We start from the raw sequence: 18,605 nt of genomic DNA on the forward strand, positions 1-18,605 counted from the left end.
AGTGGTAAGGATGTAAGTGATAACACAGCTAATCCTCCACTTCCTGGTCCTGAATATATCGTTGCACTGTCGCTTCGTCGCGTTCCACGGTTGAAACATAGTCCCCTCTCATCTAAAAGTGTTGTTCCATAAAATGCCCGTTTCTTGCCTTTGTAATTTCGGGCAATCGTAATCACACTCTTTCCTTTGATGTAGCCAACCACTTGAGAAACCGAAATCTGGGTGGAATTGAAATCAGCATATGCACATGGTCGGCACACAGATGCCCTTCTTCGATAAGATAATTCTTCTGTCGGGCTAACTCGTGAATGATGTTGCCCAAGTATTGCCGTAACTCGTAAGTCCCTGGATAAAAATTAAATTAAAGATAATTTATAAATTAAAGATAATTTAACTGCGCCTAGCTACTTATTTGATCTGGTAAATCTTCAAAGTAAGTTATTCAAAGTAAGTTAAAAGATCTCTTTCAACAGGCGGTTGATGTAACCCTTAAAATACCAATCAGTCCAGCGAAAATTACCTGCGGCGTCACACCGTCATTTTCACTCTAGCACCTACGCTGCGGTAATTTGAGACAATTTCTTGACCTGCAACGGGTCTTTTTCACTAATGTAGAGATAGGTCACTAAAAGAACGGAATCTTCACTTTGAGTCAGCTACCGAATCGCATCGCCAGCCCTCCCTGGTGGCAATTAATCAACTGGATTGCTGACCCACTCGGTTTTCAAAATCGATACAGCCAGATGTATGGAGACATCTTCACCATGCAACTGGATGGTATGGGAACCTATGTGGTGATTGGCAACCCCAAAATGATTCAAGAAATTTTTAACCAGGACACCAGGCAGTTTGATGTTGGCCGGGGAAATGCGATCGCCGAACCCCTTGTCGGACGCAATTCTCTGATGCTGATGGATGGCGATCGCCATCACCGCGAACGAAAATTATTAATGCCGCCCTTTCATGGAGAACGCCTGCACACCTATGCCAAACAAATCTGCCTGATTACAGAGCAGGTCGCCAGTCAGTGGCAGATTGGGCAATCCTTTGTGGCTCGCACTGCCATGCAAACGATCAGTCTGGAAGTCATCCTGCAAATTGTTTTTGGTTTAAGCAAAGGAGAACGATATCAGCAGCTCAAGCCACTACTCACCACTTGGCTGGATACGACCGATTCTCCCCTCCGCTCTAGCATTCTTTTTCTGCGATTCCTACAAAAAGATTGGGGAACCTGGACTCCCTGGGGACAGATGAAACAACGACAGCACCAGGTTCATCATCTGCTTCAGGCTGAAATTGATGAGAGAAGACAAAAAGGGAGTGAGGGGCGTACCGATGTCTTAAGCCTGATGATGGCAGCACGGGATGAAAATGGGCAGGCCATGAGTGATGAGGAATTACGTGATGAATTGCTAACCATTCTATTTGCCGGGCATGAAACCACTGCCACAACCCTTGCCTGGGCGTTTTACCAAATTCATCGAAACCCCAATGTGTGCGAGAAGCTATTACAGGAACTTGATGGCTTAGAAGCACTTTCAAACCCGATGGATATTGCCCAACTTCCTTACCTGACTGCGGTTTGCCAGGAAACACTGCGTATGTATCCAGTGATTCCAGTAATTTTTCCTCGCATCACCAAATCACCGATGAAAATTGGCGGATACGAATTTGATGCAGAGACTGTTCTGATGCCGAGTATTTATCTGGTGCACTATCGGGAAGACCTGTACCCGAATGCGCAGCAATTTAAGCCAGAACGGTTTCTTGAACACCAGTACACCCCTTCGGAATACCTGCCCTTTGGTGGCGGAAGTCGGCGCTGTTTGGGCTATGCCCTGGCTCAATTGGAAATGAAACTGGTGCTGGCTACCGTTTTGTCTCAATATCAGCTCGCTCTGGCAGAGCGTAGGCCAATTAAACCCCAGAGACGTGGTTTTACCCTGGCTCCCCACTGGAGGTGTGCGGTTAGTGGTGATTGGAAAACGATAGAGATTATAGCTGTCGCCAGGTTGCTTAGGACATTGGTTTTAAGGGGGGGCGCAGCCCCCAGGCAGGGGATTTCACCCCCGAATCTACCTTCAATTTAATTTTGTCCAGTGACTTACTTGTAACTGAAAGCCGCGATTGCTAAACAGCCCCAGCCCACCATCAAGGCTAAGCCACCTAAAGGTGCGATCGCCCCCCAGCCATTTGACGCCACTTAAACTAATGGCATACAGACTTCCACAAAAGAGCAAAACACCCACTAGAAACGCTGAAGCAGAAGCAGTGAGAAGCGATTGCACAGTCTCTGCCCGACTCAGCAATACGGCAACCAGCAAAATTGCCAGCGCGTGATACATCTGATAGCGCGTCGCAATATCAAATACTTCTAGAGCGCGATCGCTCAATCGCTCTTTCAAGGCATGGGAACCAAACGCTCCTGCGGCAACCGATAATCCGCCCAGAATGGCGGCGATCGCTAGAAAAATCTGAGCCATCTCAAGTCTTCATTTCAATTGAGAGTTCCTTGCAGCTAATTTTACGCCGATAGCTATACTGACCGTAAACATTGACCAGGTAAGGCATGGTGTAAGTCAAAACCGTAGAAATCCATCGCTCACTGGTCATTTCTCTACGCAGGAGGGCAGGACCGTGATTAATTAAAAACAGTAAAGACCCAACGAATGCAGCCGTTCTCAAGCCAGTTGGGATAAACTCCGGATCCCACAGGCTGACGATATATCCTTTGAGAATTTTCATCACAAATAGTCTGAACCCCGTCTTACAGCTAGCTTCAAATGCATAAACCACTCCTTAGTCCTAACCCCTAACCCTAGTACCTCAAGAATGTGGCTAACTCAACTGAAAAACCCTGTATTTCTAAGGCTCTTCTGAAAGTTTGGTGATAAGCTTCGCTTACCACCAAAACAAAATCAATATTCCAGGGATTTTGGTTGGGATGAAAGAGTAGCGTAGGCTACTCTTTCATAGCAAGCCGAAAGAACCATTTCCATCTGGGAGTAAAGCAGAAGATGGGGACACAGACTGTAATCATCCATACTTTGCTGGAAAACGCCTAAAACATCGTCAGAATGTACAACAGTGTGAACAAAATAATCCAGATAACGTCTACAAAGTGCCAGTAGATCTCGGCCATTTCCACGCCTGTGTGTTTGGTGGCGTTGTAGTGACCGGGACGGCGCGATCGCCAGAGCACTCCCAGAATCAGCAACAACCCAATGAATACGTGCAGCCCATGGAAGCCAGTCATCAAATAAAAGCAGTTAGAAAAAACGTTGGTCGTTAAGCCGTAGCCCAGCGTTTTATACTCATACACCTGACCCGCCAAAAAGATTGCCCCCATCACCGCAGTAATAACGTACCACTTCCGCAGTCCCTGGACATCATTCTTCTTAATCGCCGTATCTCCCAGGTGAATGACGAAACTACTAGAAACCAGAATGATCGTGTTAATCGCTGGTACCAGTAATTCAACTTCCGTTCCCTCCGGGGGCCACTCACTGGCTAACCCCCGCAAAAACAGATAAGCGGCAAAGAATCCCCCAAACATTAGGGACTCTGAAACCAAAAAGGTGAGTAACCCCCAAACTCGCAGGTCCGCATGTTCTTCATGATGGCCGCCAACAGTGATAGTGCTGGCAGGGGAGGTGAGGGAATCAGGAGTTTCGATGGTGGATCCTTGCATAATGTCTTTGATTAGGGAATGAAGGGTAAAGGGTGAAGATGGAGGCTAGCGCCCAGAAAGGCTAGCCCCCAGAAGAGCCTTACTACACAGAAACCTTAGATTCTTTCTCCGCAATGAGGCCGCGTCCATTCAAGCCATAGTCATAAGGACCGTGGGTAACAACAGGCAACACTTCCCAGTTTTCAATGATTGGGGGTGAATCAGTGGTCCATTCCAGAGTCATCGCATTCCAGGGATTGCCGCTGGCTTTCTCGCCCTTAATCCAACTCCAGATGGCGTTAATTGTAAAGACCAGCACCGATACAGCCAGCACATAGGCCCCAAACGTACAAATTTTGTTAATGGCCTCGAATTGAGGGTCATACATTGCGACCCGACGGGGCATTCCCTTCAAGCCCAGTTCGTGCATGGGCATAAAGGTGAGGTGAGTGCCGATAAAGGTTAGTGCAAAGTGAATTTTACCCAGCGTTTCATTCAGCATCCGTCCGGTCATTTTGGGGAACCAGTGGTAAATTCCGGCATAGATGCCGAACACCGAACCGCCAAACAGGACGTAGTGGAAGTGCGCCACGATGTAGTAGGTATCGTGAGCATGGATATCAAAGGGAACCACCCCCAGAGTAACGCCACTCAAGCCGCCGATCACAAACATCGACAGCAAACCGAGAGCAAACAGCATCGCACTCGTAAAGCGAATCTTTCCACCCCAGAGCGTCGCGACCCAGCTAAAGATTTTGATGCCTGTGGGAACAGCGACAATCAGGGTAGAAATGGTGAAAAATAATCGCATCCAGGGAGGAGTGCCACTGGTAAACATGTGGTGAACCCAGACAAACAAACCCACCAGACAAATGGCAAGACTGGAGTAGGCGATCGCCTTATACCCAAAAATCGCTTTGCGAGAGTGAACCGGAATCACCTCCGACATAATGCCAAAGATAGGCAAAATCATCAGATACACCGCCGGGTGCGAGTAAAACCAGAACAGGTGTTGATAAAGCACCACATTTCCGTTCGCATCGGGCTTGAAAAAGGACGTACCGAAATTGATATCAAACAATAACAGGACCAGACCCGCCGCCAGTACCGGGGTAGATACCAGTGCCAGCAGGGACGTCGCCAGAATTGCCCAGCAAAACAGTGGTAGCTGGCTCCACTTCATACTGGGAACCTTCATCTTCAGAATCGTGACGATAAAGTTTACCGAACCCAGAATGGAGGAGGTTCCCGCTAACACCAGGCTCAAAATCCAGATGCTTTGAGCCTGGGGAGCTGTGATTTCACTTAGAGGGGGGTAAGATGTCCAACCGGCCTGCGCTCCGCCAAAAAAGAAGCTAGCCAGCAGTAGAATGCCAGCAGGAGGAACTAACCAGAAGGCGATCGCATTCAGCCTAGGAAACGCCATATCCCTGGCACCAACCATCAGCGGCACTAAAAAGTTACCAAAACCACCAATGGCACTGGGCACAACCCACAGAAAAATCATGATGGTGCCGTGGTTGGTCAAAAATGCGTTGTAGAGGCTGGGGTTCAAAAAATCTGAATCTGCGGTTGCCAGTTCCGTTCGCATGGCGACCGCCATCGCTCCCCCAATCAGATAAAAGATGAAAGAGGTGACCAGGTATTGAATCCCAATCACTTTGTGATCAACGTTAAACGTGAAGTATTCGTACCACTTCCATGCTTTTTTGTGTTCGCCGTGTTCAACGACTGGCGTTTGCTCTAAAGGAATTTGTGCTTGGGTCATAAGACGCTGAATACCATTTGACAAATGCTTGAAGCTGGTTAACGGAGTGAACGGGAAGAGTCACTGCTCTTTGCCTCCACGATCAGGGCGAAAGATGTTGGGGGTAAAGTTGCTTCAGCGTTTCAGCCCGAATCCCCATTTCCTGGGCATAGGGAGCCAGAAACTCAGAAGACGACAGTTCAGCGGGCTTCGTTGCAACAGCCTGGTTTAGGTTGCCAGCCTGGGCAACTTTAGTTTCCTCCAGCCACTGCTGATACTCCTCCGGAGTATGAATGATGACCTGAGTTCTCATACTGCCGTGGTAAGAGCCACACAGTTCAGCACAAACGACAGGATAGGTACCTGTCTTAGTTGCGATAAAATTGAGCTGTGACTTCTCCCCAGGCAATGCATCTTGCTTCAGCCGAAACTGAGGTACCCAGAAAGAGTGGATCACATCCTGAGCTGTAATATTGAGCTGAATATCCTTGCCAACGGGAATGTGTAATTCACTGGTCGTGATGCCGCTATCGGGATAGGTAAAGATCCAGGCGAACTGCAAACCCATCACATTGACGGTGACATCGGCTGGCTTCTTCACTTCAGGGGGAGCACCAAAGCCATAAACCGGCAGTTTATAAGTTTCTACCGCTTTAGAGGCTTCTGCTCCAGCCGACGAGGTACTTTCCGCTGGTTCAGACGGGGAGGTTTCTGGAGAAACGGCCCCTGCCTCCGCCATCATTAGTGGAGCTGCCATTGCACTTCCTGACACTTGGGCAACGTGGGAGGAGGGGTGGGAGTGGGCCATCATTCCCGTTGACGGGGCAAAGCCTCCCATCCGCTGGTATACATCCACGCTGTAGATCCCCAGCCCAATTACAATCAACGCGGGAATAGCCGTCCAGACAACTTCTAAGGGGAAATTGCCCTCAATGTAGACGCCATCAGTGTCATCTCCTGCCCGACGACGGTACTTGACGATGAAGATTAAAATGGCTCCCTGAACGACTAAAAAGAGCGCAAAAGCGATCGCCAGCATAATGCTGAACAAATTATCAACCAGGGGGGCCTGCTCTGAAACTTGCTCCGGAAAAAGCCCATGATTGAGCCCAATCCAAATGCTCAAAAGGGTAATGACAATGCCAGCAATCAGAGTCAGTAATGAAGCTGGAATTTGGGACATAGGTGACCTGCGGCAATCAAGGAAACAATAGGGATAAGCGCGAAATTGATGATTTAAGTAGTCAGACGCAATTGAATTAAGGATAACTTCGGGGGTGGAAGGGGGAAAAACCCCTGCGTAGCCCCTGTCTCTTATTACAGTTAGTTACGGCTACCTACTTACTTTCAATCAATGAGTTCAAATCTTGAACTCAAATCTTTAACTTGTTAAGACAACCATGAAACATACCACGGGCTATGCTATCAGTTAATCACAATCATTTTTTGGTGTGGGATAATCTTAGTCTTCTTTAAAGACTAGGCTGATCCCCAGCCGTCTCAGTTTAAGAAAATCTTAGGATGCCAGTCCAATTGTCAAAAAGGCATAACAGGAAACAGTCTTTGGGAATAGAGTTTTTGGGAATAGAAGGGGGCCAGAAAGGTTGTAGCGTGGACTACTTGAAAAGACAAAATTGTGAGCAGAATAATCCAGATATTTTTGCAGGGAGGAGTTCAAATCCTTAAAAATGACCTGAAGAATTGACAACATTTCTGTGTCAAAAAAATGCAGGGAAAAAGACATTTGAAACATGTTTGCAGAAGTGATCAATTCTTAGCAAGACAGATCACCTGGTTATGATCTTTGGATAAGGTTGAGAACAACTTTCCAAAGGTTTTGTCTCTGCCAGACTTGATGAGAGTCTGCACTGAAATTCTAACGCAGAGAAGTGACTTCGACATTCATCGAAAGCCCGGCAACTTCCGCAGGCCTGGCTTCCTGGAACAAAATAGTACTCAGGTACCGCTCGCCAAAACTCGGTTGAATCGCCACAATCAGCCTGCCTGAATTTTCTGGACGCCTGGCCACCTGAATAGCCGCACAGAGGTTGGCTCCAGAGGAAATGCCAGACAGTAAGCCCTCCTCCCGTGCCAGACGACGGCTGAAATGAATGGCATCCTCACTACTTACCTGAATTACTTCGTCTACTAAATCCATCCGCAACACTATTGGGACAAAACCTGCCCCAATTCCCTGGATTTTGTGGGGACCAGGTTGCCCTCCAGACAGAACTGGACTTTCGGTGGGCTCGACGGCGATCGCCCGAAACGCTGGCTTGCGCGATTTGATCACCTCTGCCACACCTGTAATTGTGCCACCCGTCCCAACCCCCGCCACAACAAAATCCACCTGCCCATCAGTGTCTGTCCAAATTTCTTCAGCGGTAGTTTCCCGGTGAATTTTGGGGTTCGCCGGGTTTTTGAACTGTTGCAGCATATAGGCATTAGGAGTAGCAGCAACTATTTCTTCGGCACGAGCTATCGCGCCCTTCATCCCCAAATTTCCCGGCGTCAGTTCCAGTTCTGCTCCGTAGGCTTTCAGCATTGCCCGCCGCTCTAGACTCATAGTTTCTGGCATGGTCAAAATCAGACGGTAACCCTTAGCAGCGGCCACCATCGCCAGCGCAATGCCCGTATTGCCCGACGTGGGCTCCACCAGTACCGTTTTCCCTGGCTGAATCTGCCCCACTTCCTCCGCGGCCTGCACCATGCTGAGCCCAATCCGGTCTTTTTACCGATGCTGCTGGGTTCATGCTCTCCAGTTTGAGGACGATCTGGGCAACACACCCCTCTGCCTGGGGAATGCGGTTTAACTGCACCAGTGGGGTGTGACCAATGAGTTCAGTAATGTTGTTGGCAATCCGCATAGAAACCTCAACCGCAGAAGAATTGAATGAATTGTATGCGTTGCCGATATTAAGGCTAAGGTTCCTTTAGTTTGATTCAAGGATGGGAGGGGTGGAAGGGTGGGGCAGTGGGAGGGGGGGACGAGTGGATGGACGATGGAGGGATAAAGAAGACACTATCTCGATTCTCTAATCAACTCTAGTCAATGCTTCTATAGCGAATATTGGATTGTGAGCAAGGATTCCTACATCTCACAAAGCTTCTCAATTTCACGACTGATTCAGAACTGTTACAGAACTACTATTGGGGAACTGGAGCTGATACAATCCCTTTCATTTCCAGGTAGGCGGCAACACGCAGTACCTTTGCTTCGTTGTATGGAGCTGCAATGATCTGAACACCGACTGGTAATTGTCCGGCTCGCTGGACTGGCACTGAAATGATGGGCAGTCCAACGAATGACAGCGGTTGGGTATACATCCCAATATTGGGGCGCAGTAGCACTTCTTCATCGCCCAGTTTCATGGTTTTTTGACCAATCAATGGGGCTGGACAGGGTGTAGTGGGAGCCAGAATAATATCCACTTGCTGGAATAGTTCGCGGACGCGATCGCGATACCAGCGTCGAAATCGCTGCGCCTGAATGTACCAGGTTGCTGGAATGAGCGCCCCTGCCAGGAAGCGATCGCGAGTTGCCGGATCAAAATCCTGGGGACGTTTGCGTAAATTTTCTAAGTGTAGATTACTCCCCTCACTGGCGGTAATCAGGAAGGCGGCAGCCCGGGCACGGTGGGATTCTGGAATAACAACCCGCTGAGTAGCACCGAGAGCAGCGGCAACAGTTTCTAAGCCTTCCACAACCGCAGACTCTGCGCCCTGAATAAAGTAGTCATCGGCAACAGCGATGCGTAAACCCTCAATCCCTTCAGAAAGTTCTGGCAGGGAAGGCTCCGGTGGACGTTTGGTGCAAGCCGGATCGTCTGGGTCAGGCCCTTGCAAGATATCAAACACCAAGGCAACGTCCCGCACAGAGCGGGCAAATGGTCCCAGATGATCCAAACTATGGACAAAAGGATAGGTTCGGGCACGCGATAATCTGCCATAGGTGGGCTTCAGCCCAAAAATGCCGCATAGCGCTGAAGGTACCCGGATTGAGCCATTCGTGTCTGATCCCAGAGAGAAAGGAACCATTCCAGAAGCCACTGCCGCGACCGAGCCCCCCGAAGACCCCCCTGTAATCCGGTCGGGATCATGGGGGTTGCGACTGGGACCGTAATGGCTGTTTTCGGTGACAAAACCATAGGCATACTCATCCATGTTTTGGGCACCGACGAGTACCGCTCCTGCTTGCTTGAGACGGGTAATGAGGGTGGCATCCCTGGTCGCTGGTGGATTTTCCGCATTAATTTTGGAGCCTGCCAGGGTCGTAATACCAGCTATATCAAACAGATCTTTGACGCCAAAAGGAACCCCAGCCAGTGGTCCGGGGTCTTTGCCGGTGGCGATCGCGCCATCAATCGCTTCCGCATCCTCCAAAGCTTTTTCAGCGATAACTGTAGTAAAGCAGTTGAAGGTTTCATTCTGGTCGGCAATGCGAGCCAGGGCAGCCGCCACTACTGCTTTGGCTGTCACCTCCCGACCACGAACGCTGGCAGCAATGCTGGTTGCATCTGGATAGCTGTGGGTCATGGCTCAAACACAGGGGCAGCTTCAACGTCTTCTGGCAGCGGAAACTCTGTCACCAGTTGGGCAAGAATCCGAATTCGGGAGAAGTTATCGATGACTCCCGGCTGATGTTCCGGTTGAAGGGGTAGGGCGATCGCGGCTGCCATCTGATCCACAAATTCTGATAGTTCCACTGGCTTCTCGGTCATTAAAATTGTCCTTTTTCTCCAGATGTTCAATATATGTCCGCCAACCGCCCTATTCTGTAATATCCTTCTTCCCTTCGCATAAAAAGGGTTCTCCCAACACTCCCAACACCTCTTCTCCGTCTAACAGATGCACCTTCCCAATGCAAAGCCCTGGTGTCTCCAGCAGTAGCAGAAAGCTCATACCTTGAGCAGGCACCGCCCACGCCTCAACCGCAATCGATGCCCCACCCTGGTTCACACGCATCATCGCGGGATGGCGATCGTGAATGGACCATAACCGATAAGCAGGTTCTGTAAAGGCCTCCCGCACAAAATGGGCTCCAACCAGCATCATATTGCCATTCAACTCCAGTCCGCGCATCAGAGTCCCATTCACAGCCAAGTAGACAGTTGTTTCCATTGGAGTTGAAATACCGCCCTTCAAGTAACATCAGCACTAATTTCCCCTGATTGAAGCACATTTACTGTATCAATCGTTAATTGTTAGAGAATAGCGAGGGATGAAGGGCTAAGAAGAAAGAAGGAAGAAAGAAGTTCATTCCTACCGCTGCACGCAGTTCATGGTGGCTAATAAGTAGCTAGTACCGCGCGGCGGAAATGGGCATATCCTGAAGGAGTCGGTGTTGGAGGATTGAGTCTGATGCCTGGTCCTGCCCTTCCCGCCCTGATTGTGAGTGAATCCGAGCGTCGCGAACTAGAGCAGTTGGTGAAGCGACCGAGTACACCCCAACAACTGGCATTGCGAGCGCAGATCATTCTGCGTGCCAGCCAGGGAGACAGCCAAGGTCAGATTGCTCGAGAGCTCGGCATCGGGGAGCAGATGAGTCGCTGTTGGCGGCGGCGCTGGCAAGCGCTACAGACCTGTGAGTTGCCAGTGTCGGAGCGCTTAGCCGATGCCCCCCGTCCCGGTGCCCCCGCCACGTTTACCTTGGAGCAAATCACTCAACTCTATGCCCTCGCTTGTACCCCGCCCGAGCACTCTGGACGCCCCATCAGTCACTGGACCCCTCCAGAGTTAGCCGATGAACTGGTCAAACAAGGCGTTGTGGCGCGGATCAGTGGTCGCCCTGTCGGGCGTTTGTTAGCCGAAGCCGAACTGAAACCGCACCAGAGTCCCTACTGGCTTCATCCCCCCCCGACCCGGACTTTGCCACCAAAGTCCAAGACATCTGCCAGGTCTACGAACAAGTGGCTGCGCGGGCCGAACGTGGGGAGATGACCTACAGTCTTGATGAAATGACGGGCATCCAAGCCTTGGAGCGCGTGATGCCGGATATTGAGATGAAACCCGGACGCTGTGTGCGGGTGGAATTTAAGTACCAGCGTCATGGCCCCAAAGCCTGATTGCCACCTTGAATGTCGCCACTGGACGCATTGACCAGGCGACTGTGGGCGACACCCGAACCGAGCAAGATTTAGCGGCTCATCTCGACACCCTACTCGCCCAAGTCACCGATGCCCCTAAAATTCATCTGGTCATGGACTGTCTCAACACCCACCAATCGGTAGCTCTGGTGCCACTGGCGGTCGCCCTGGAACCCGAACCACCGCCGTTAGGGCGCAAAGGCAAATCCGGCATCCTGAAATCGATAGCCACCCGGGCTGCTTTCTTGAGCAATCCACAGCACCGCCTGGTCATACATTTCACCCCAAAGCATTGCTCCTGGCTCAACCCAATCCAAATCTGGTTCTCCATTCTCAGGCGCAAGTGGCTGCGACGGGCCAGTTTCACTAGTCAAGCTCAGCTCAGCGCCAAGATTCTTGACTTCATCGACTACTTCAATCGCACCATGGCCAAACCTTTCAAGTGGAACTATACGGGCAAGCCTCTGACCTCATGACAGCTATGTGTTGTTATGCCGCTGGGTAATAAGTGTTATTATGCCGCTGGGTACTAGCTACTTATGAAATTTGCCCAAGTTGTCTGAGGGAAATCTCCCGAGCCCTCTCAGAAAGCTTATCCAACAAAATCTGTTCGGAATCATCAATCAGTTGTTCCTTACGCATTAACTCCACCATCGTTTGCCAGAGAATAGTTTCAACCTGCTCAGCTTGCTTTGCCAACCAATGATGAGTCTCGGCATCTGCTGGAAACTGTTCGATGCAGCCAGTAGTGTAATACCGAAATGCCCGCACCTGACGTAAAATGCGAGCCACGTATCCTGGACACTCACAAGCAATTACCTCCGCTGCCTTGCAGATTTCTAGCAAGGTTTCATCCGATAAATCTGAGAGTTTAATTACCCGGTCTTCGTTCGTCATCGTTAGTGACCTAGTACAGCAAAACAAAAGTTTTTTTAAAAAACAAAAGTTTTTTTAAGGGGTACAGAGATGGAAACCCTGTGTGGGGCGGAGCCCCAGACTCTTATGTTGCAAAATTTAGTGTTTGCAACACTAGTAGTCTACCAGGCAGATTTCAAAGGGTTTTCCTTCAAAAACCCCTGAATTGGTTTTTCTGGGTTTAGATAACCGGGTAAAGTTTCTTTGGTGAACCACCAGTTTGCGGTGTAATTCTTCTAACTAAGTATCTATTATGAACGACGTACACCGTCACCAATGAAAATAGGGAGTCAGGGAAATCGAGGGGTTTATTTTTTCAAGTCAGGCGTTGCTGAAAAGCAGTGTGAATCGAAACGAGGTTTGAGCATACAGCATCTGTTTTATACCCAAATTCAGCAACGCCTCCAAGTCAGTGGTATCGCTATAATTCGGTCCTGCTTCATCTGAGGTTACCTAATGTCACAGTTCATATCCTCTTGCTGACTGAATCTCAAAGTCAAGACTTTCTCCAGCAACTCAGTGTAACTTACCCCGAGTGATAATAGGCTTTGAAAGCAATTGCGAAGAGGTTCTTGTATTCTGAATATTTGACAGGACAGAAGGGGAGACGGTTGTGAAAGCTGTATTGATGACGAGGGCTGGAGAGCCAGAAGTTTTGCAAGTGGCAGAGGTTCCAGACCCGGTTATTTTGCAGGAAACCGATATGCGAGTGCGGCTGAAAGCAGCCGGAGTGAATCCAATCGATACAAAACTGCGTCAGCGGGGCACCTTCTATCCCGATCGCATGCCTGCCATTTTAGGTTGCGATGGGGCGGGGATTGTGGAATCCGTGGGTACCGCTGTTCAGAAATTCCGTCCAGGCGATGAGGTTTACTTCTGCAATGGTGGCATTGGGGGACATCCGGGAAATTATGCCGAATGGGCTATCGTTCCTGAAAGCTTTGCTGCTCACAAACCTGCATCCATCAGTTTTGCAGAAGCCGCTGCCGCCCCCCTGGTGCTGATCACGGCCTGGGAAGCCCTCTACGATCGCGCCCGCCTACAACCCGGTCAGCGCGCCCTCATCCATGCAGGTGCGGGAGGCGTAGGTCACGTCGCCATCCAACTGGCAAAGTTACAGGGAGCCTCCGTCTGCACCACCGTCAGCACCCCCGAAAAAGCGGATTTTGTTCGTCGCCTGGGAGCCACCTACCCCATCCTTTACAAAACCACTGATTTTGCAAAAGCTACTCTCGACTGGACCCAGGGACAAGGAGTAGACATTACCTTCGATACTGTGGGAGGAACTATTCTGGGCCAATCCTTTCCGGCAACCCAAATTTATGGTGATTTGGTGACCATCCTGGAACCTGACCCATCCACCCCCTGGAAAGTGGCCCGCACCCGTAACCAACGCATCAGTTTTGAACTCATGCTGACCCCCATGCTGCAAGGGCTAGTAGAGGAACAAAAAGCCCAGGCAAAAATCCTGGAACAGTGCGCGCGGCTGATTGACAAAGGAGAACTCAAAATCCATGTCGACAGAACCTTTCCTTTGGCACAAGCTGCGGATGCCCATCGAGTTCTGGAAGCGGGCGGCGTGACTGGAAAACTCGTACTGCTGACCGAGTAAACAGGGTACAAATTATTTCATCAACTGTTGACGCAATTGACGGAGGGCCGCTCTAGTTCCCTGTTCAGTGACTAGCTGTATAGCTCTACGCAGGTGCATTAGGATATTGGAATTAGAGAGGGAGTGGGGGCTTCGCCCCCAGCCAGGGGTTCCACCCCTGCACCCCGTCCTAACCATAATGACTAACGCTATAACACCTGGTCAAGCAGAGCTGGCAGATCAACGGTTGGGAAATAACGGCTCATAGATTGCTGTTGGTACGAGTTCCCTTGCAAGTGATAGATCTTTAAGCCACTTTTTTTGAATAACCAAACCTCTGGCACCCCATAGGGCACGTAGTCTTCTGCTGCGGTGTAGGTGATGACATCGATTTCAATCGCCAGATCGGGGGGTGGGTCTACTTGCCAATCAATCCAGTCTTTGCCCACTGCCGCCTGCTAGTTATCAATATAAAAGCAATAATCTGGCTCGATGCCCCCCTCTTAGGGAATATCCATCGGAATCGGTGTGAAAGCTTCGTAGTTGCGGGTTTCACTATCCAGCAAGGCTTCCACAACTCTGGCAAGCAAATGGGCTTCCCGCCCGTGGCGAGGTAGAGGACTCATAAGTAGAATTTCACCATTGCGATATTTAATTCGCGGAATGGAACTATCACCTCGACTATCGCGCAGGGCACATTAATCCTGCCAGGTTCCTGGCATACGCATCACATTATTGGGGGGAAGATGGATTTTTTCACGAGAAACGATAGCGTACATAGTGCTACCTGGAAAGATAAAAGCAATGGTTTAAGTAATCAGGGCAATCAGTTTTCATCTGTGCCACGGTTTTATCCAACCAGAGCTGGTAATCTGTTTCATACAGTGATGCCCGTTTCAGGTCTACTTCAGAATTCATTTTCAGTTTCTCTTCTGGATGCGATCGCCCCATCCCCAGAAAATTTGCACCGACATCAAAGGTTTGTATCGATAAATTATAGCCACTGACACAATAGCCTCCCAGATTGAGGGATTATAGCGATAGCCCTAAGCTGAGGACAGGGTACAGGGGTGGAACCCCTGGCTGGGTGAAGCCTCCATACCCTCCTTAAACTTAACGTCCTGAGCAACCTGGCGATAGCTATATGAGGAGGCTCAATCAGGAGAGCATCAGATTAGCCGATATAGCTATGGCTACTTATTTGGGTTCAGGTTCATGAACAGGAGAATCTCCATCGCTCTCCGATGAGCGATAGCTGGAAGTGGTTTCTCGACCGGGACGACCGGCCCCGTTGCCATCGTTAGCATCATCGAGAGAGTCATCCTCTGCCAGAGCAGACCTCTGACGAGAATGGCGAAAACGCCCTGCAAAGGACTTGATCACCACATATAGGACCGGAACGACAAATAAACTAAGTACCGTTGCCATACCCATCCCACCAATAATCGCCGTTCCCAACGATTGCCGGGCGGCGGCACCCGCACCTGTGGCAATAAACAGCGGAAACGCACCGATGATAGTCGAAATCGCGGTCATCAAAATGGGACGCAGACGCTCCCGGCAGGCTTCGATGGCTGATTTGGTAACTGTCACACCCTGGTCATACAATTCATTGGCAAATTCAACAATCAGAATGCCGTTTTTGCTCGCCATCCCAATCAGCATAACAAAACCAATCTGGGTGTAGATGTCATTTGCAGTTCCCCGGAGCAACACAGCGATTAACGCCCCCAGAATTGCCAGCGGTACTGTCAGCATGATGATTAGCGGGTCCAGGTAACTCTCATACTGGGCAGCCAGCGTCAAGAATACGAAGACAACTCCCAGTGCAAAGATGAACAGAGCTGAACTGCCCGCCTGAACTTCCTCTAATGACAAACCCGACCACTCAAAGCCGAAGCCTTTGGGCAGCGTTTCCTTAGCGACGGCTTCCATAGCCTGAATTGCCTGCCCGGAGCTAACACCCGGTGAGGCGCTGCCCGTAATGTTGATGGAGCGGAAGAGATTGTAATGGCTGATGATGGAAGGGCCAACGGTTTGCGTCACCCTCACCAGGTTTGCCAGAGGAATCATCTTTCCAGTTTGCGATCGCACATACAACCGCTTAATATCATCTGGGTTGGACCGGAACTGACCATCCGCCTGGACATAGACCCGATAGGCCCGGTTAAATTGGTTAAAGTCATTGACATAGGTAGACCCCAGGAGCACCTGTAACGTATCAAAGACATCTTCAACCGAAACCTGAAGTTGATTTGCCCGGACGCGATCAACCTCCACCGTAATTTGCGGGGTATTGGCGTTAAAAGTCGGTCGCAATCCGGTTAGCTGGGGACTCTGGGCAGAGGGATAGGTAGATGCCCGTGCCATAAATTTGCCCAGCACTTCTCCCATAGTGTCAAACCCTAAGCCAACCCGATCTTGCAGGTTGAAATCAAACCCACCGAAGTTACCTAAACCCTGAATTGCCGGTGGAAGAATAGGAACCACGATCGCATCTTGAATACCCCCCACCAGTTTGGGAAATAATCCAAACGGTTTTGGAAAGAAGCCGCCGATAATGTTTTTCACCGATTGGTCAGCATTAGGCCGCTGATCCCATGGTTTGAGTAGAGTGAAAATCAAGCCATTGTTAGGGGTCGCGCCACTAAAGCTGAAGCCACCCACCGCGAAGATGCTCTCAATCTCCGGCACCTGCTTCATCACTTCTTCAGCCTCTTGCAGCACCTTTTCGGTGTAGTTGAGTGAAACTCCCTCCGGTGCCTGCACAATCGTAATGAAATAGCCCTGGTCTTCGTCGGGCAAAAAACCACCTGGCACAATCGTGTAGACCCAGTAGGTCAACGCCAGTGCTGCCCCAAATATTCCCAGCACAATGCCTTTGCGCTTGATGATACTTCTTACATTGCGGCTGTAGCCTTCTCGTGTGCGGTTAATGAAGTTGTTAATGCCGTTGAAAAACCAGTTATTGGGAGCCTGCCCCCGCCGCAATAGCAGGGCAGACAGCATGGGGGTAAAGGTAAGCGCGTTAAAGGTGGAAACAGTGATGGAAAAGGTGATCGTCAGGGCGAACTGGCGATAGAGTTGCCCGGTGGTGCCAGGGAAGAAGGCAACGGGCACAAACACGGTGATCAGCACGACTGAGGTGGCAATGACCGCACCAAACAGGGTATTCATCGATGCGATCGCTGCCTGGACAGGTCTCATCCCCTGATCTTGAATTCGGCGGGTAATATCTTCCACAATCACGATCGCGTCGTCCACTACCAGACCCGTCGCCAGGGTTAAACCAAACAGAGTGAGGGTGTTAATGGAAAAGTTAAGGGCTTTGACAAAAACGAAGGTACCAATTAACGCCACCGGAATGGCAATGGATGCGATCAATGCCGAACGCCAGTTTTGCAAAAACAGGTAAATGACCAGAACAACGAGAATAACTGCCAATATCAGCGAAAAGACAACCTCTTTTGCCCCCGCTTCAATGAAGGTTGTAGAGTCAAACGCAACAGCATAATGCATTCCGGGTGGAAAGTTCCCCTCAAGCCGCTTCATCTCTTCTCGAACGGCTCTAGAAACATCCAGCGCGTTACTACCAAACTGCTGAGTAATCCCCAAACCCACCCCACGATGGGTGATGCGATCAGTGGGTGTAAACCGCAGCACCGAACTATAATTTTCGGCCCCCAACTCCGCCCGTCCCACATCTTTCAGCCGTACCAGTGTGCCAGTGTCTGTAGTCTTGACTACCAGGTTACTGAACTCCTCAGCATCCTTCAGGCGTCCCTGCGCTGTGACAGCGTACTGATACTGCTGTCCCTCAGTGGTAGGCGGTTGCCCAATTTGTCCCGCCCCCACCTGGAGGTTTTGTTGCTGTAAAGCGGTAACTACATCTTGAGGCGTCAACCCTCGACCCGCAAGCCTCTCTGGGTCGAGCCAGAGACGCATGGCATACTTCCGTTCCCCAAAGATTTGTAGACCCCCAACTCCCTTAATCCGCTTCAACGCATCACTAATGTAGAGGTCAGCGTAATTACTGAGGTAGATTTCATCGTAAACGTCGTTCCCCGTTTTCTCATCCCGATCTGAATACAGTCCGATCGCCAGCAGAAAGTTGTTATTAGCTTTGGAAACCGTAACTCCTGTTTGGATGACCGGTCCTGGTAAGCGAGACTGCACCGTAGACACCCGGTTTTGCACATCGACTGCGGCAATGTCCTGGTCGGTTCCCAAATCGAAGGTCAGATTAATATTGCTGGTACCATCGTTAGCACTGGTTGAGGAGATGTATCGTAAACCTTTAACACCATTCAGTTCCCGTTCTAGGATATTGGTAACCGTAGACTCGACAGTTTCCGCACTGGCTCCCACATAGTTGGAAGTGACTGTCACCTGGGGTGGCGCAATATCAGGATACTGAGCAACTGGCAGGGTTGGGATACTGGCAATCCCCAGCAGGGTAATAACGAGAGAACAAACCGTTGCAAAAACGGGCCGTTTAATGAAGAAATCGGAGATGGACAGAATAATCATGATCCACTGCCAGGGAACAAGGATAGGTAAACGACAGGGGCCAGGAGAGTTGTTAGCTGTGAGTGA

The 18,605-nt window shown here is 50.1% G+C and carries 18 protein-coding genes and 2 pseudogenes; 5 read left to right on the forward strand and 15 right to left on the reverse strand.

Annotated features, from left to right (window positions below; translation table 11 throughout):
* Window positions 1–172: 172 nt before the first annotated feature.
* Window positions 173–325: pseudogene (locus P4D80_RS05950) on the reverse strand (transposase); the annotation flags it as partial.
* A 322-nt stretch (window positions 326–647) separates the two neighbouring features.
* Here P4D80_RS05950 and P4D80_RS05955 point away from each other — a divergent pair.
* Window positions 648–2,090: a cytochrome P450 gene (locus P4D80_RS05955; protein ID WP_421658028.1), complete on the forward strand. Its 1,443-nt coding sequence runs from the start codon at window positions 648–650 to the stop codon at window positions 2,088–2,090.
* Here P4D80_RS05955 and P4D80_RS05960 read toward each other — a convergent pair.
* The 9 genes and pseudogenes from P4D80_RS05960 to P4D80_RS06000 all read right to left on the reverse strand — a co-directional run bounded on the left by P4D80_RS05960 (window position 2,082) and on the right by P4D80_RS06000 (window position 10,538).
* Window positions 2,082–2,483, reverse strand: coding sequence for a DUF423 domain-containing protein (locus P4D80_RS05960; RefSeq protein ID WP_421658030.1), 402 nt, complete (start codon window positions 2,481–2,483; stop codon window positions 2,082–2,084). The two genes, P4D80_RS05955 and P4D80_RS05960, sit on opposite strands and share 9 nt — an antisense overlap.
* 1 nt (window position 2,484) lies before the next feature.
* Window positions 2,485–2,745: a nitrate/nitrite transporter NrtS gene (gene nrtS, locus P4D80_RS05965; RefSeq protein ID WP_421658031.1), complete on the reverse strand. Its 261-nt coding sequence runs from the start codon at window positions 2,743–2,745 to the stop codon at window positions 2,485–2,487.
* A gap of 316 nt (window positions 2,746–3,061) precedes the next feature.
* Entirely contained in the window at window positions 3,062–3,691 is a 630-nt protein-coding gene (locus P4D80_RS05970) for a cytochrome c oxidase subunit 3 (RefSeq protein ID WP_421658033.1), read from the reverse strand.
* 82 nt (window positions 3,692–3,773) lie between these two features.
* A complete protein-coding gene (ctaD, locus tag P4D80_RS05975; RefSeq protein WP_421658034.1) occupies window positions 3,774–5,438 on the reverse strand; it encodes a cytochrome c oxidase subunit I in 1,665 nt (554 codons plus the stop codon).
* 82 nt (window positions 5,439–5,520) lie between these two features.
* The gene (locus P4D80_RS05980; protein WP_421658035.1) at window positions 5,521–6,600 is read right to left on the reverse strand and encodes a cytochrome c oxidase subunit II; all 1,080 of its coding nucleotides are present in this window, start codon (window positions 6,598–6,600) and stop codon (window positions 5,521–5,523) included.
* Between the two features lie 693 nt (window positions 6,601–7,293).
* Window positions 7,294–8,284 (reverse strand): annotated as a pseudogene (gene cysK, locus P4D80_RS05985) (cysteine synthase A).
* 280 nt (window positions 8,285–8,564) lie between these two features.
* Window positions 8,565–9,953 (reverse strand): AtzE family amidohydrolase, encoded by a 1,389-nt coding sequence (locus tag P4D80_RS05990; RefSeq protein ID WP_421658036.1) that lies wholly within the window; start codon window positions 9,951–9,953, stop codon window positions 8,565–8,567.
* Window positions 9,950–10,138: a DUF4089 domain-containing protein gene (locus P4D80_RS05995; protein WP_421658037.1), complete on the reverse strand. Its 189-nt coding sequence runs from the start codon at window positions 10,136–10,138 to the stop codon at window positions 9,950–9,952. The genes P4D80_RS05990 and P4D80_RS05995 overlap by 4 nt, the downstream gene beginning before the upstream one ends.
* A 49-nt stretch (window positions 10,139–10,187) precedes the next feature.
* A complete protein-coding gene (locus tag P4D80_RS06000) occupies window positions 10,188–10,538 on the reverse strand; it encodes an allophanate hydrolase-related protein (protein WP_421658038.1) in 351 nt (116 codons plus the stop codon).
* 240 nt (window positions 10,539–10,778) lie between these two features.
* Between P4D80_RS06000 and P4D80_RS06005 the strand changes: the two genes are divergently transcribed.
* Genes P4D80_RS06005 through P4D80_RS06015 form a run of 3 tightly spaced genes read left to right on the forward strand, consistent with a single transcriptional unit; the run spans window position 10,779 to window position 11,979 of the window.
* Complete coding sequence (locus tag P4D80_RS06005) at window positions 10,779–11,357, forward strand: helix-turn-helix domain-containing protein (protein WP_421658040.1); 579 nt, start codon at window positions 10,779–10,781, stop codon at window positions 11,355–11,357.
* On the forward strand, window positions 11,354–11,482 hold the full coding sequence (locus P4D80_RS06010) for a hypothetical protein (protein ID WP_421658042.1): 129 nt from the start codon (window positions 11,354–11,356) through the stop codon (window positions 11,480–11,482). The genes P4D80_RS06005 and P4D80_RS06010 overlap by 4 nt, the downstream gene beginning before the upstream one ends.
* Window positions 11,483–11,490: 8 nt before the next feature.
* A complete protein-coding gene (locus tag P4D80_RS06015; RefSeq protein ID WP_421658043.1) occupies window positions 11,491–11,979 on the forward strand; it encodes a transposase in 489 nt (162 codons plus the stop codon).
* Window positions 11,980–12,040: 61 nt separating this feature from the next.
* Here P4D80_RS06015 and P4D80_RS06020 read toward each other — a convergent pair whose 3' ends face one another.
* Window positions 12,041–12,400 carry a hypothetical protein gene (locus P4D80_RS06020; protein ID WP_421658044.1) on the reverse strand — a complete coding sequence of 120 codons (360 nt, stop codon included), beginning with the start codon at window positions 12,398–12,400 and terminating at the stop codon, window positions 12,041–12,043.
* 631 nt (window positions 12,401–13,031) lie between these two features.
* On the opposite strand from P4D80_RS06020, the gene P4D80_RS06025 reads away from it, so the two are divergent.
* On the forward strand, window positions 13,032–14,030 hold the full coding sequence (locus tag P4D80_RS06025) for a zinc-dependent alcohol dehydrogenase family protein (protein WP_421658045.1): 999 nt from the start codon (window positions 13,032–13,034) through the stop codon (window positions 14,028–14,030).
* Window positions 14,031–14,218: 188 nt separating this feature from the next.
* Here the strand turns inward: P4D80_RS06025 and P4D80_RS06030 are convergent, their stop codons facing one another.
* The 4 genes from P4D80_RS06030 to P4D80_RS06045 form a co-directional block, all read right to left on the reverse strand.
* Window positions 14,219–14,458, reverse strand: a complete 240-nt coding sequence (locus P4D80_RS06030) for a Uma2 family endonuclease (RefSeq protein WP_421658046.1) — start codon at window positions 14,456–14,458, stop codon at window positions 14,219–14,221.
* A gap of 54 nt (window positions 14,459–14,512) precedes the next feature.
* Window positions 14,513–14,635: a hypothetical protein gene (locus P4D80_RS06035; RefSeq protein WP_421658048.1), complete on the reverse strand. Its 123-nt coding sequence runs from the start codon at window positions 14,633–14,635 to the stop codon at window positions 14,513–14,515.
* Between the two features lie 157 nt (window positions 14,636–14,792).
* Window positions 14,793–14,927 (reverse strand): hypothetical protein, encoded by a 135-nt coding sequence (locus tag P4D80_RS06040; RefSeq protein ID WP_421658049.1) that lies wholly within the window; start codon window positions 14,925–14,927, stop codon window positions 14,793–14,795.
* Between the two features lie 279 nt (window positions 14,928–15,206).
* On the reverse strand, window positions 15,207–18,539 hold the full coding sequence (locus P4D80_RS06045) for an efflux RND transporter permease subunit (protein WP_421658050.1): 3,333 nt from the start codon (window positions 18,537–18,539) through the stop codon (window positions 15,207–15,209).
* Window positions 18,540–18,605: the final 66 nt, after the last annotated feature.

The sequence above is a fragment of the Leptothermofonsia sp. ETS-13 genome, from assembly GCF_049200465.1.
Lineage (GTDB): Bacteria > Cyanobacteriota > Cyanobacteriia > Leptolyngbyales > Leptolyngbyaceae > Leptothermofonsia.

Bases quoted from the DNA above. Each gene is read 5' to 3' on its own strand.
- nrtS (WP_421658031.1), bottom strand. From the start codon at position 2,745: ATGAAAATTCTCAAAGGATATATCGTCAGCCTGTGGGATCCGGAGTTT.
- P4D80_RS06035 (WP_421658048.1), bottom strand. From the start codon at position 14,635: ATGAGTCCTCTACCTCGCCACGGGCGGGAAGCCCATTTGCTTGCCAGA.
- P4D80_RS06045 (WP_421658050.1), bottom strand. From the start codon at position 18,539: ATGATTATTCTGTCCATCTCCGATTTCTTCATTAAACGGCCCGTTTTT.
- P4D80_RS05960 (WP_421658030.1), bottom strand. From the start codon at position 2,483: ATGGCTCAGATTTTTCTAGCGATCGCCGCCATTCTGGGCGGATTATCG.
- P4D80_RS06010 (WP_421658042.1), top strand. From the start codon at position 11,354: ATGACCTACAGTCTTGATGAAATGACGGGCATCCAAGCCTTGGAGCGC.
- P4D80_RS06000 (WP_421658038.1), bottom strand. From the start codon at position 10,538: ATGGAAACAACTGTCTACTTGGCTGTGAATGGGACTCTGATGCGCGGA.
- P4D80_RS06040 (WP_421658049.1), bottom strand. From the start codon at position 14,927: ATGAATTCTGAAGTAGACCTGAAACGGGCATCACTGTATGAAACAGAT.
- P4D80_RS05990 (WP_421658036.1), bottom strand. From the start codon at position 9,953: ATGACCCACAGCTATCCAGATGCAACCAGCATTGCTGCCAGCGTTCGT.
- P4D80_RS05995 (WP_421658037.1), bottom strand. From the start codon at position 10,138: ATGACCGAGAAGCCAGTGGAACTATCAGAATTTGTGGATCAGATGGCA.
- P4D80_RS05980 (WP_421658035.1), bottom strand. From the start codon at position 6,600: ATGTCCCAAATTCCAGCTTCATTACTGACTCTGATTGCTGGCATTGTC.
- P4D80_RS05970 (WP_421658033.1), bottom strand. From the start codon at position 3,691: ATGCAAGGATCCACCATCGAAACTCCTGATTCCCTCACCTCCCCTGCC.
- ctaD (WP_421658034.1), bottom strand. From the start codon at position 5,438: ATGACCCAAGCACAAATTCCTTTAGAGCAAACGCCAGTCGTTGAACAC.
- P4D80_RS06005 (WP_421658040.1), top strand. From the start codon at position 10,779: ATGCCTGGTCCTGCCCTTCCCGCCCTGATTGTGAGTGAATCCGAGCGT.
- P4D80_RS06020 (WP_421658044.1), bottom strand. From the start codon at position 12,400: ATGACGAACGAAGACCGGGTAATTAAACTCTCAGATTTATCGGATGAA.